This is a genomic window from Frankia sp. BMG5.60 (assembly GCF_059428125.1).
The window spans coordinates 7,779,714-7,792,474 of the sequence record NZ_CM182091.1 but is presented as its reverse complement, the minus strand read 5'-3'; the positions used below and the strand labels follow the sequence as shown (position 1 = coordinate 7,792,474).

Annotated in this window: 8 protein-coding genes; 4 read left to right on the top strand and 4 right to left on the bottom strand. The window is 68.6% G+C overall.

Annotated elements, in window-relative coordinates; translation table 11 throughout:
* Window positions 1–122 precede the first annotated feature (122 nt).
* The 3 genes from AC5R91_RS31845 to AC5R91_RS31835 form a co-directional block, all read right to left on the bottom strand.
* On the bottom strand, window positions 123–4,880 hold the full coding sequence (locus AC5R91_RS31845) for a TIR domain-containing protein (protein ID WP_495394982.1): 4,758 nt from the start codon (window positions 4,878–4,880) through the stop codon (window positions 123–125).
* Window positions 4,881–5,394: 514 nt separating this feature from the next.
* Window positions 5,395–6,231: an IS5 family transposase gene (locus AC5R91_RS31840; RefSeq protein ID WP_495392242.1), complete on the bottom strand. Its 837-nt coding sequence runs from the start codon at window positions 6,229–6,231 to the stop codon at window positions 5,395–5,397.
* A gap of 64 nt (window positions 6,232–6,295) precedes the next feature.
* The gene (locus AC5R91_RS31835; RefSeq protein ID WP_495394981.1) at window positions 6,296–7,072 is read right to left on the bottom strand and encodes a phosphotransferase; all 777 of its coding nucleotides are present in this window, start codon (window positions 7,070–7,072) and stop codon (window positions 6,296–6,298) included.
* A 229-nt stretch (window positions 7,073–7,301) separates the two neighbouring features.
* Between AC5R91_RS31835 and AC5R91_RS31830 the strand changes: the two genes are divergently transcribed.
* From AC5R91_RS31830 to ybiA, 3 genes are all read left to right on the top strand, one after another.
* Complete coding sequence (locus AC5R91_RS31830) at window positions 7,302–9,887, top strand: aminoglycoside phosphotransferase family protein (protein WP_495394980.1); 2,586 nt, start codon at window positions 7,302–7,304, stop codon at window positions 9,885–9,887.
* Complete coding sequence (locus AC5R91_RS31825) at window positions 9,884–10,933, top strand: phosphotransferase family protein (protein WP_495394979.1); 1,050 nt, start codon at window positions 9,884–9,886, stop codon at window positions 10,931–10,933. The genes AC5R91_RS31830 and AC5R91_RS31825 overlap by 4 nt, the downstream gene beginning before the upstream one ends.
* 144 nt (window positions 10,934–11,077) lie before the next feature.
* The gene (gene ybiA / locus AC5R91_RS31820) at window positions 11,078–11,665 is read left to right on the top strand and encodes a riboflavin biosynthesis intermediates N-glycosidase (protein ID WP_495394978.1); all 588 of its coding nucleotides are present in this window, start codon (window positions 11,078–11,080) and stop codon (window positions 11,663–11,665) included.
* Between the two features lie 87 nt (window positions 11,666–11,752).
* Here the strand turns inward: ybiA and AC5R91_RS31815 are convergent, their stop codons facing one another.
* The gene (locus tag AC5R91_RS31815) at window positions 11,753–12,010 is read right to left on the bottom strand and encodes a hypothetical protein (protein ID WP_495394977.1); all 258 of its coding nucleotides are present in this window, start codon (window positions 12,008–12,010) and stop codon (window positions 11,753–11,755) included.
* A 156-nt stretch (window positions 12,011–12,166) separates the two neighbouring features.
* Between AC5R91_RS31815 and AC5R91_RS31810 the strand changes: the two genes are divergently transcribed.
* The gene (locus AC5R91_RS31810) at window positions 12,167–12,643 is read left to right on the top strand and encodes a MarR family winged helix-turn-helix transcriptional regulator (RefSeq protein WP_495394976.1); all 477 of its coding nucleotides are present in this window, start codon (window positions 12,167–12,169) and stop codon (window positions 12,641–12,643) included.
* The last annotated feature ends 118 nt before the right edge of the window (window positions 12,644–12,761 follow it).

The window sequence follows — 12,761 nt, the reverse complement described above, 5'->3', positions numbered from 1 at the left end:
GATCACGCGGAGTCACCTTCCGTACACCACGCCGCTGGACGTGACCTTGGTCGAACTCGCCTTCCGCCGCATCCACCAGCTCCTGGTCAATTGACCCAATGCCTTCTCAACCGGTCCGAGTCTCACGGCCACCAGCGTTGAGCATTCGACAACAGCCTCGCCAGTCGGCCCGGCGATATCCAGTCGCGACCAGCCAGCAGGACGTTGTTTAGGACCTCTACAACGCTCGGCCTGCCAAGTACAGCCATGGCTGCCAGAGCCTCTCCTACGGCGACAGCGCCTCGCTCGGCATCGAGATGCGGGGCGAGCTCAGTCAGGGCCCGCGCATGGCCGTCAGGCTGGCCGATGTGGGTGGCAGCATCAAGAGCCTGATCCAGCACGTCGCGGCGTTGCTCGCCGTCGAAGTGGGCCGCAAGCTCGGTCAGTGTCCGTGCACGGACGGGTAGCTTCGTGATGTCGGTGGCAGAATCGAGAGCCCGGTCCAACACAGCGCGGCGTTCCTCGCCGTCAAGGTGAGCCGCGAGCTCGGCCAAGGCTCGGGCGCGGGCAGCCGGGTAGCTGATGTGGGTGGCAGCGTCGAGAGCCTGGCCCAGTAGGTCGCGGCGTTGCTCGCCATCGAAGTGGGCCGCAAGCTCGGCCAGTGTCCGTGCACGGACGTCTGACTTCGTGATGTTGGACGCGGCCTCGCGGGCTTGGCTCAGTATGTCGCGGCGTTGCTCGCCATCGAAGTAGGCCGCAAGCTCGGCCAGTGTCCGTGCACGGACGTCTGACCTCGTGATGTTGGACGCGGCCTCGCGGGCCCGACCCAGCACGATCTGACGCCGTTCGCCGACGAATTGGGCTACCAGCTTAACCAACACCTGCGCGTGGGCATCTGGCTGACCAGAATTCGTTGACGGGTCGAGCGCCCGGATGAGCTGCGCAGTATCAAGGTGGTCTGCGAGCTCCGTCAATGCGCGGGCGCGGTCGGCTGAGCGGTCAATCTGAATGGCGGCGGCGAGGGCCTGCTCCAGCACCACACGACGCCGATCGCCCTCAAAATGGGCTATCAGCCCGGCCAGCGCATGCGCACGAGCGTCCGGACGGTCAATTCCAACAGCCGCAGCGAGGGCCTGCTCCAGCACCACACCACGCCGATCGCCCTCAAAATGGGCGACCAGGACGACCAGCAGCCGCGCGCGGTCGACTGGGCGGTCAATCTGAATGGCAGCGGCGAGGGCCTGCTCCAGCACCACACCACGCCGATCGCCCTCAAAATGGGCTATCAGCCCGGCCAGCGCATGCGCACGAGCATCCGGACGGTCAATTCCAACAGCCGCAGCGAGAACCTGCTCCAGCACCACACGACGTTTCTCGCCCTCGAAATGGGCGACCAGCCCGACCAGCACTCGTGCCCGGTCGCCCGGCCAGTCGAAGCGGGTGACCGCCTCAAGGACTCGGGCCATCTGGTCGGCGTCGAGGTGGGCGACCAGCCCGGTCAACGCCCGTGCGCGGTCTTCCGACCTGCTGATTCGGGTGGCTGCATCAAGGGCTCGGGCCAGTGCCCATGCGCGGTCTTCCGACTTGCTGATCCGGGTGGCTGCATCAAGGGCTCGGGCCGGCTGGTCGGTGCCGAGGAGGGTTATCAGACCGGCAAGCGCCCGCGCCCGGGCGACGGGGTGGTCGATACGGGTGATGGCCTCGAGAGCCTGATCCAGCACCGCGCCACGCTGCTCAGGGTCGAGATGGGCTGCCAGGCCACCCATCGCCTGGAGCCGAGAGTCGGGATGGTCGATGCGGACGGCGGTGTCGAGCGCCCGGGCAAGCTGGTCAGCGTCGAGATGCACGGCCAGCAGGGCCAATTCCCGAGCGCGGTCGACCGGGCGGCTGATGTGGTTGGCAGCCTCCAGAGCCCGATCCAGCACCGCGCGACGCCGCGCGGCGTCGAAGTGGACTGCTAGCCCGGCCATCGCCCGCGCACGGTCGCCTGGGCGATTGATGTGCATGGCGGCGTCGAGAGCCTGATCGAGCACCATGCCACGCTGCTCGACATCGAGGTGCGGTGCCAGCCCGATGAGCGCACGAGTACGAGCTTCCGGCCGGTCGATGGAGATGGCGGTGTCGAGCGCCCGGGCAACCTGGTCGCCGGCGAGATGCGCGGCCAGCCCGGCCAGCACCCGCGCTCGGTCGTCCGGATGGTTGATGCGTGCTGCGGCGTCGAGAGCCCGGTTCATCACGGTATGACGCTGCACGGCGTCGAGGCGCGGTGCCAGCCCGATGAGCGCCCGCGCGCGGGCATCCGGCCCGTCAATGCGGATGGCGGCATCCAGCGCCCGGGCGAGCTGATCGGCGTTGAGCTGCCCTGCCAGCCCGGCCAGTGCATGCGCGCGGGCGGTCGGCCAGACAACGCGCACTGCCGCATCAAGCGCCCGGCTGAGCTGGTCTTCGTCGAGGTGTGCGGCCAGCAGGGCCAGGGCGCGCGCCCGGGTGAGTGGTTGGACGACACGGGTGGTGGAGTCGAGGGCCTGGTCCAGCACCGTGCGGCGTTGAGCCGCGTCCAGGTAAGCCGCCAGCCCGGCCAATGCCCGCACCCGGGCATCCAACGCGTCGATGCGCGCCGCAGCGTCGAGAGCCCGGATGACTTGATCGGCATCGAGGTCCGCGGCCAAGCCGGCCAGCACGCGCGCTCGGTCATCCGGATGGTCGATGTGGTCCGCGGCGTCGAGTGCCTGGTCCAGCACCGCCCGCCGCCGATCCACGTCGAGATGGGTGACCAGCCTGGCCAGTGCCCGCGCCCGCGACTGTGGCTCGCTGATGTGGATCGCGGCATCGAGGGCTTGGTCCAACACCGTGCGACGCTTCTCTGCGTCGAGGTGGATGATCAGTCCGGTCAGCGCCTGAGCGCGGCCTTCTGGCATCGGGATGGCCAACGCGTAGGCCAGCGCCCGCGGCAGCGGCCAGACGCGCAGAGCGACGGCGCGGACGAGCAGATCGGGGTGCATGCGCGCGGCAATGCTGCTGATCGATCCGATGATGAGTGCATAGAATGCCTGCCGATTCAGACCGTCGAGGCGGGAATGATCCGCGGCATGCCGCCACGCCGCGCGTACGTCCGAGAGATAGGTGTCTGTTTGGCCAAGGTTTTCGTGGACGGTATACCAGGCGTTGTGGGCCCGCCCGGGTTCGGCGTCCCATTCCACCGTCAGAAGTTCATCGACCAGATCGGCGCGATCGGCTGAGAGCAGATGGTTCACGAGGGCATCGGTTCCGTACTGGTCGAAGTCGTCGAGCCGTGCCGGGTCGCGTAGCCGGGGCAGTCCCTTGCCGAGCCCACCCCAACGGGTGAGGAGATCGTCGGCGAGGAGGAGGTGAATCCTGCCGAGATTGCTGGTGGGCATGGCGGCGCGTGCGTAGTCGAGTAGAAGGTCATGCACGGTGACCTGGTCGGTGCGTGGGTCGATCTGGACGAGGGAGCGGCGGCCGAGGAGCCGGAGAAGGTCATCGGCGTCGAGGTCATCCAAGCCGGCGGTGATCTGCCACAGCCGTATCACCACGGCAGCGGGAACGGGTCCGTGGAAGATCGCAAGCTCGGTGAACCGGTCCCGGCCGTTGTCGTCGAGGGTGGACACGGAGATGTCCATAGCGGCGAGGAGGTCGGTAGACGGGTAGTCCGGGAATCGGCCCGTCAGCCGGCTTAGATCCGCTCGACGTAGGCGTTCGAGAACGTTTACCCAGGGCCGGCCCTCGCCGACCATGCCGCCAACCAGGGCCAATGCAAGAACCAGCCCGCCACAACGCGTCAAGATTTCCTCGGTGACGGCCGGAAGTTCGTCGAGCTGGCAGCCCGCGTAGCGGGCTAACAGCTGCCGGCCCGCGCCATTGTCCACGCCGCCCACCAGGTAGACCGCGCTGGAGGTGAACAGGCTGTCTCGGCTCCGGGTGGTCACGAGCAGTCGGGCAGGCGCGATCAGGGGGAGGGCGCGGAGCACCTCCACGGACCACACATTGTCGACCACAATCAGGCACGCCGCCCCGGCCAGCAGCCGCCGAGCCCGTGCGATCCCGTCACTGAGGCCAACCAACGGCGCGGGATCTCCGAATGCGGAGAGCACGGTAGCCACCAGTGTGGTCAGGTCGATGTCCGGGCTGGCATCCACCCACAGGATCCCGTCCGTGAAGGCAGCCTTCACCTGCTCCTGGTGGATCAGGGCGCGGGCGAGTGTCGACTTGCCCGCCCCTCCCATCCCGACGATCCCGACCGTGGTTTCCCCTGCAGGATCGGTCAGTAGCCGGCACACCGCGGCCACCTCGCCGTCCCGCGGCACGTAGCGAGCCGGGAGCCCCGGGAGCAGCTCGGCCGAGGGACGCCGCCGGGCCAGCGTTCCCCCAGCGGCTTGCGGCACCGCCGCGACGCCAGGCCTCGGAGACATTCCAGGAAACGGCGGCTCCTCCGACGGTTTCAACCTCAGGTCGTGCACGGCCGCGTCAATCGACCGCAGCAGCCGGTCGCGGGCCTCTTCGTGCCCGAGTCCCACCAGATCGATGTACACGACCTGCTCAAGGACGTCCGGTGGTCGGCAGTCCTCTACTCGTACAACCAGTACCTTCCGCCGATCGCCAGCCGGATCATGCAGCCATGCCTGCCGCCACTCCGCCGCCCCGTACCGGGAACCCGGGTAGCGATGGGAGAGCACCACCACCGTCCGGTCCGCACGCACACCGCGGCGCATCTGCTCCACCCAGTTCGACCCTGGCGGGAAGTCCCATGCCTGCACCAGAACTCGGAATTGCACCTCCTCCAGCACCCAGGAAATCCACTCCGCCCACGGCTGGTCAGGCTGCGTGTAGGAAACGAAGAAATCCCAGCTGTCACCGCCGCGCGCGGCGCCCCCGACGCCCATCCCCTCAGTGTGACACCACGCATCCAGCCCAGAGTGGACGGAGCGGGGAGTGTCAGTTTGACGGTGCTTACCTCCACGCCGACCTGGTGGGCAAGGCGGACTGTGCGGCGCTGATAGCGGTCAAGGACCCCGAGCAGTGCCTCGCGGAAGGTCTGCAGGCAGCCCCGGCCGCCGCCCACTGGCCTTTCCGGCCGGAGACGCTCTCATGGTCGGCGGGCGGGCAGCGGTTGCAGTGAGGGCCAGCGGATGAGCATGCTGTCGCGCATGGCCGCGGCGAGCTGCCCCAGTCCTTCCAGCTCGCCACCGTCAGTGGTCATCCGGCTCAGGATTTCGAGGCGATGGGCGAGCCGCTGGCGCGCCGTCGCCGTGCCCAGCGCCAGTCACGGCGAGGAATCCTGGCCAGATGGTCAACGGCCCCACGCTGGGCCCGCTCGACCAGCGCATCGCCTCGCAGCAGCCAGCCCGCACACGCGTCGGTGAAATCGTCTGAGAGCCTGTCCTGAATCTTGATGGGTTATCGGTCGGTCGTCGGTCTGGGTGTCCAGCGTTGGACCAGGGTGCCGCGGGCGAGGCGGCGTGCCATGGTGCGGATCATCGCCCAGTGGATGAAGGTGGCGGAGCTTGCAGGGTCGCGTTCGTAGTCGCGGGCGAGGCGGCGGTGGGCGGTGATCCAGGCGAGGGTGCGTTCCACGACCCAGCGTCGTGGGAGAGCCTGGAAGCCTTTCTGGCCGTCTTTCTTCCGGACGATCTCAACCGTGGTCTTCACGAAGCGGGCGGCCCAGTCGACGAACTTTCCGGCGAAGCCGCCGTCGGCGAACAGGTGCCGGCAGCTGGGGGTGGCGAAGTAGTGATCGATGAGCAGCTGGCGGGCGCCGTCCCGGTCTTGCCGGCTGGCCGGGACGATCAGCACCCCCAGCAGCAGGCCGAGGGTGTCGACGACGATGAACCGCTTGCGGCCGTTGATCTTCTTCCCCGCGTCGTAGCCGCGAGAGGCGGCGGTAACGACCTGGGAGCCTTTGACCGACTGGGAGTCGATCACACCGGCGGTCGGCTCGGCCGCTCTGTGCTCGGTCTGGCGGACCGTGTCGCGTAACCCGTCGTGGACACTGATCGTCACCCCTTTCTTCTTCCACCGGTCGAAGAAGCCGTAGACCGTCTTCCACGGTGGGAAATCCACCGGCAGCGCCCGCCACACGATGCCGTTGTGGGTCACGTAGAGGATCGCGTCCACGATGTCGCGCCGGTCGTGGCTCTCGGGCCGGCCGTCCTTCGGGACCGGGGGCAGCAACGGCTCGACGTAGGCCCACTCCGCGTCGGACATATCGGAGGGATAGCGGCGAGATCGACCCATGCCCCGACCGTGGCCAGCCCGACCCGTCCGATCACGCCACCACACCGCGAAGATCAGAAACAGATCACGCGCAGGCCACACAACCAAGATCTAAGACAAAGACATCCAGACCGGTCTCCTGGCACCATGCCGCGCGGTAGGCGGCCTCCGCCGCTTCCAGCAGCGGCCGCGGTGGGGTGGTGACGCACCAGCAGGTCGGGAACCCGATGCGCAGGTAGGCGAGTTCGGTGAGCCCGCCGCCCAGCGCCGCCTGTTCGAAATCGATGAACCTGACACCGCCGTCGGTGTGCAGATCGTTACCCGGGCACGGATCGCCGTGCAGCAGGGCACTGTCCGATGAGCGGGCCAGGCGGCTCACGAGGTCGTCCAGTTCGGCGCCTACTCCGCGAGGCGCGGCGACGCCGAGTGCGTAGGCCAGCCGGAGGAAGGAGTCGACGTCGTTCTGGGTCGGGCCGGACCAGGCAGGTAGGACACCCGTGTCCTCGACTCCTGTGGAACCGTGGAGCCGAGCCAGCGCCTCGGCGTAGGCGACCACCCAGTCTTCACGCGGCCGCTGATGCTCCAGATATTCCAGAACCAGGACCCGTTGGTCCGGATCGGTACCGAGGAGCAACGGCACCACGGGCGGGTCAACGCGGGACGCGAGCGTCAACGCGGCCACCTCGCGGGCATACCTCTCGGTGGCCCCCGGCCCGTCGATGAGCTGCTTGACCACCGCGGGAGTGCCGGACAGCTCCACCCGCCATACCCGTGACCGCGGACTACTACCCAGCCGGCGAGGCCGCTGAGGTGAACCCAACTCGGCCCGCAACCTCTCCCCCATCGGCAACGGCAACCACATGGTCCCCATCCTGACGAGTCGGCGTAGCGCCGTCCGGTGAGAAGGCGCAGTGGAAGACGATCTCAGTGTGGCCCGCCAGCACCGTGCGCACCGCGCGCTCAGCCACGGCCCACGAGAGACGAGTTGAACGTTTTGATCCGAGAAAGGCGCGCCGGCGTGGTTCGATGCGGAGGGCGATCGTCGGGTCACGCTGACGACCGGGGGCGGTCGGACTGCCGGAGGTTGGGGTATGGCGATCAGGCCGCGGTTTCGTCGGGTTGCGGCGTTGCAGCGGGAGTTCGTGGATCGGGAACCGCTGCTGCGGGCGTTCGCGGAGGAGATCGGCCGGGTTCGGGACGCACTCGCCGGCAGAGCCTCGTCCCCGCGGGTGTTGAACGTGACGGGCGTCGGAGGGATTGGGAAGTCGCGGCTGCTGCGGGAGTTGCGGGTTCGGGCGCCGGAAGGTTGGCGGACGGCGTCGTTGGATCTTCAGGTGCCGGCGATGCGGCAGCAGGAGGACGCTCTCGCGGTGCTGCGCGCCGAGTTGGGCGGACAGGGTGTGCGGTTCGACCGGTTCGACCTTGCCTACGCGGTGTTGTGGCAGCGAATTCACCCGCACCTGCGGATCAGTCGGGAGACGTTGCCGTTCGTCGAGGAGAGCGGGATCCTCACGGAGATCGTCGACTCGGTGGCCGGGCTACCGGTGTTCGGCACGGCGCTCGGTCTTCTCAAGGCCGCTGAGAAGGTGGCGACCGATGCCCGCCGCCGGTCCCGCATCCGCCATGACGAAACCTTGTCATCGCTGGACGACCTTCCGAATGCCGAGGTCGTCGACGCCGTGACCTTCCTGTTCGCCGAGGATCTGCGGGCCGCCTCGCAGACCCGTCCCTATGTGCTGACGATCGACACCTACGAGGCGTTGGTCCCGGAACCGACGCGCTCGGGGCGCACCCAGCTCGCGGACGTCTGGCTGCGGGACCTGATCGCTCAGCTCGACCGCGGGCTGGTCGTGATCGCGGGAAGGGAGCCGCTGCGCTGGGACGTGTACGACGCCGACTGGCGCGGACTCATCCGTACCCGTTCCATCGACGGGCTGCCGATGGAGGCGCGCCTGGCGCTCCTCGGCTCATCCGGGATCGCCGAGGAAGGCGAACGGCAGCGGCTGGCGGCGGCGAGCGCTGGGCTTCCGTTCTATCTGCACCTCGCGGTCGACACCGGCGGCGCTGGCGCTGAAGACGACTCTGGCTCTGACGGCGACGCCGCCGGGCCGCGCCTGGCACGGGCCGCGGCAACCCAGCGGGAAATCCTGCAACGCTTCCTCCAGCACGTCGGTCCCGACGAGGTCCGGACACTCGAGATTCTCGGGGTGGCGAGGATCTTCGATCTGGAGATCTTCCGGGCGTTGACGGCCGCGCTGCAGTTACCAGGTCATGTGACGGCCTGGGAGTCGATCTCGTCGTACTCGTTCGTCTACCCGGCGGGCGCGCAGTTGCGTTTCCATCAGCTCATGGCGGAGGCGCTGCGCGACCGGCTGTCGGAACCGGCCCGGCTGGAGCTGCACCGGCTCCTGCGCGACGCCTGGACACGGCGGGCCTTCGAGGATCCCGAGGACGGCGGCATCACCGGCCAGGAGGCTTCCCGGACAGTGTACGGGCGGATGTTGGCAGACCCGATCGCGTTCCGGGAGATGGTCTTCCACGCGCTTCCCATCGGAGAGGTGACCGGGACGGAACTGCTCGACCTGGTCGAAGTCGCGGTCCGCGGCGGTTCCGAGAGCGCAGCCGACGGGGTACTGGCCGACCTGCGCGAGTTCCTGCGCAACAACCCGGCCAAAGCCACACCCGAGCTGACGCAGACCGCCCGGGTGCTCGGCGTCGAGGCGGTGCTGCGCAGCGGCGAGGCCACCAAGGCGCTGGAGCTGACGCCCGACCAGACATGGAACACCAGCACCCCGGTCAGCGCCCGACTCGCCGTCGCGGCCGGCCAGGCACGCCGCATCGCCGGACACACGTCCGAGGCACTGACGCTCTACCACCAGGTCTGGAGCGGCCGCGACGACACCGCCCGGATGGGCGCGGGCCTATGGGCCGCCGACCTGCACATGTGCCAGGGGCGTTTCGTCGACGCCGAACGGTTCGCGACCGAACTCGACGCCATCGCCGCGCGGCGCCACCCCGAGGCCTGCGGGGACGTCGCCCGGCTACGCCACCTCGCCCACCGGTTCGCCTTCGACTTCGCCACGTCTGGGCGCCTCCTCGACGAGGCCGCGACCTATTATCAGACGGCCCGGTCCTACCTCGGCAACGCCAACATCAAAACCAACCGGGCCGAGTTGCTCGCCTTCACCGACGCAGAGGCGGCACTCACCGAGGCGAGGGCTGCCATCGAGGTCCAGACCGAGATCGGCGCCCAGCACGAACTCGGCAAGTGCCACACGGCCATCGCCGTCGCATCACTGCGGCTCGGCCGCCTTGACCACGCCGAGGTCGCCTTCAGCGACGCGGTCGAAGCGTTGACCCGGGCCAGCTACCGTTCCGGACTTGCCCGCGCCAGACTGTACGGGGCGGCACTGGAAGCCCGACGCGGCCAGCTCGACCTCGCCCGGACATCCGTGAAGTGGGCGGTGAGCGAGTTGGAGGCCGCCGAGGTGTACCCGACGCTGATACTGGCTGCCGGCATCGCGCTGCGGGAACTGGGAATCGAGGACGGAGACGTGACGCAGGCCTGCCAGCACGCCCAGCGCGCCATCCAGCCACTCACGACACTGGACGACGTGAAGGGCCGTATCGACGTGTTCGTCCGTGACCTGCTCGACCTCGGCGAGGCAGCCCGATGACCCTCCCCGAGCCCGCGAACCCGTCAGCCGACGAGGCCCCCGCGGCCACGAGCAGCAATCCCGACGAGCTCTACCGAGTGGCTCTGGCCCGGACCGACCGAAGCGCCGGCTTCTACAACCACAACGTGCGGGTCGAGACCCCGGACGGCCCGGTCGTCGTCCGGATCCCGATCCCCGGCGCGGACACCATGGATCTGACGATCTGGCCCGAGGCCGCCGTCGTCCAAGCGATCAATCCCATGGTCGGTCGGGTCCCGCGGCTGCTCCGCGCCAACGCAGACCCCGCCTACCAGGTGGTCGAGTTCATCACCGGAGACGTACTCGACGCGGTAGCGCCACGGGGGAAGCGGGTGCCAGACCATGTGATCCGCGATGTCGGTGAACTGTTCCGCCAGCTCGGCCAGGTTCCCCTCGAGCAGCTACCAACGCTGCCAGCAGGCTGGCCCGCCGACGGCGGCACGGCGACGTTCGCTCATCGGCTCTCCGCCATCACCATCGACGTGCATACCCGGTTCCGCGACGAGTTCGGCGACCTGTTCGACTCCCTCGGCTTCCCCGCGGACCCGTTCGAGCCCATCCTCGAACGCTGGCAGACCCTCTCCCCCAGGCCGTTCCGGCTCCTCCACACCGACATCCACCGCAAAAACATGATCATCGATGCGGCGGTGACCTACTTCCTCGACTGGGAACTCGCCCTCTGGGGCGACCCCGTCTACGACCTCGCCGTCCACCTCCACAAGATGGCCTACCAACCCCACGAAGAAGGCGCCGCCCGCGTTGCCTGGCACGCCGCCGTCCCCGCCGACGCCGCCCTCGAGTGGACCGCCGACCTCGCGACGTATCTGGCCCACGAGCGGGTCAAGTCAGCGATCGTCGACACCGTCCGCTACACCAAACTGATCACCAACCACACCGAATCCCCCGCCGCCGAGGCCGCGCTCCTCGACAAGCTCACCACCAAACTGACCGCCGCCCACACCGTCTGGCAGACCGGCCACACCCCCGATCGGCACGGGGTTGAACAGCGGGTACGCGCCGCTCGGTGAACCGAACCACCAGCGAAGATCAGACGCCCCCGGCTTGACCCGTGCAGGAGCGCACCCACTGCCGGATCGTCCGACGAAGCCGTGGGGCCCGCATCCGAACAGAAAGCACTGGCTGGCGTCGCTGGAACCTGGCAAGTTCATCGCATGCAGGATTTCGATGTGTGGCCCCGGTCGGTGGAGTGGCCCCGGTCGGTGGACGACCTACGCAGGCTCCAGGAGACGGACGATCTGCCGAAGTTCCTGTTCTTCTGGGGTCACCGACCGGCCTCTGATGGCGGCATAGGGAAGGGCTGCCTCAGCCAGTGGTGGCCGATTGAGTTCACCGTCGATGGCACTGTCTACCGCAGCGCGGAGCATTTCATGATGGAGCAGAAGGCACGATTGTTCGGCGATGAGACCGTCGCCGAGCGCGTGCTTGTCGCTGCGAGCCCGGGTGAGGCGAAGGCGCTGGGACGCCACGTTCGCGACTTCGACGAGGAGACCTGGTCCGACACCCGCTACAACATCGTCGTGCGCGGCAACATCGCTAAGTTCGGTCAGCATCCCGCATTGCGGGACTTCCTTGTGAACACCGGTCAACGGACGCTGGTTGAGGCGAGCCCGGTGGACCGGATCTGGGGAATCGGTGTGGCGGCCGACGACGAACGATCAGGCCGGCCGAACGCCTGGCCGGGCCTGAATCTTCTCGGTTTCGCGCTGATGGAGGTGCGGGCCCGCGTCGCGAAGCTATGACCTGACCGACAGACGTGTTCAACAGCACCGCCGCGCGTCTCTGGGCCGGTTGTCGGTCTCCGTAGCGGGCCGGACGGTTCCCGGACATCAGGACCGAGCGGGCCCCACGGGGCAGCGCGAGGCGGTGCGGTCGGCAAGCCGCTCGAGCTCGTGGGCGTCCCGGGGCTGCCCGCAGCTCCGGCAGATGTCCACCCGCGGGGGCACGGGGCGCGGCGGCGCCTCGAGCGAACCGAGCTGCGCCGGCCCCATGACACTCAACAGGAAACGGTAGAAGCGGCTGGGCCGGCCCGCCGTCCCGCCCGCCGCGCAGCCTGCCGCGCCGACGGTGCTGTCCTGACGCTTCATCCGTCGCCCTCCCTCATCGGCCGCCGCGCGTGTCGCGTCGCCGGCCGACCCCTGGTGCCCGATTATTTCGTGCACATATGAATCGTACGCGATCGCTTCGTCGACGTGCCGGGTATCCTGGAGCATGACGCACGCCACGAAGGGAGGGACCGGCACGTGATCGAGGACGACGCGAGTATCGGCGAGGACCCCGGGGAGGACCCCCTCGCGCTGGACCGGCAGGTGTGCTTCGCCCTGTCGGTCGCGTCCCGGCTGGTGATCGGGGTGTACCGGCCGCTGCTGGAGCCCCTCGGCCTCACCCATCCCCAGTACCTGGTGATGCTGGCCCTCTGGGAACGCTCGCCACGCTCGGTGAAGGACCTCGGCGCCGCCCTCCTCCTCGACTCGGCCACGCTCTCCCCACTACTCAAACGGCTGGAGTCGGCCGGCTACGTGTCCCGGCGCCGGGCCGCCACCGACGAGCGCCTGCTGACGCTCGAACTCACCCCGGCCGGCAGCGCGTTGCGACAGGAAGCACTGAAGATCCCCCACGCCGTCGTCGATCGGCTGGGCGTCGAGGTCACCGATCTACAGGACCTGCACGGCGCACTCACCCGGATCATCGAGGCCGCCCGCCAGGTACCGGCCCGCTGACGCCCACAGCATGGTGACCCACGTGATCGTCGGCGGTCTCGGCGGAGCGGAGCCTACGCGTCGCGGCGGACCCGCCATGCGAACATAATCTGTCGCTTACATGGCGTGAATACTGGCT

Coding starts and splice junctions, on each gene's coding strand:
- AC5R91_RS31845 (WP_495394982.1), bottom strand. CDS start 4,880: ATGGGCGTCGGGGGCGCCGCGCGCGGCGGTGACAGCTGGGATTTCTTC.
- AC5R91_RS31840 (WP_495392242.1), bottom strand. CDS start 6,231: ATGGGTCGATCTCGCCGCTATCCCTCCGATATGTCCGACGCGGAGTGG.
- AC5R91_RS31835 (WP_495394981.1), bottom strand. CDS start 7,072: ATGTGGTTGCCGTTGCCGATGGGGGAGAGGTTGCGGGCCGAGTTGGGT.
- AC5R91_RS31830 (WP_495394980.1), top strand. CDS start 7,302: ATGGCGATCAGGCCGCGGTTTCGTCGGGTTGCGGCGTTGCAGCGGGAG.
- AC5R91_RS31825 (WP_495394979.1), top strand. CDS start 9,884: ATGACCCTCCCCGAGCCCGCGAACCCGTCAGCCGACGAGGCCCCCGCG.
- ybiA (WP_495394978.1), top strand. CDS start 11,078: ATGCAGGATTTCGATGTGTGGCCCCGGTCGGTGGAGTGGCCCCGGTCG.
- AC5R91_RS31815 (WP_495394977.1), bottom strand. CDS start 12,010: ATGAAGCGTCAGGACAGCACCGTCGGCGCGGCAGGCTGCGCGGCGGGC.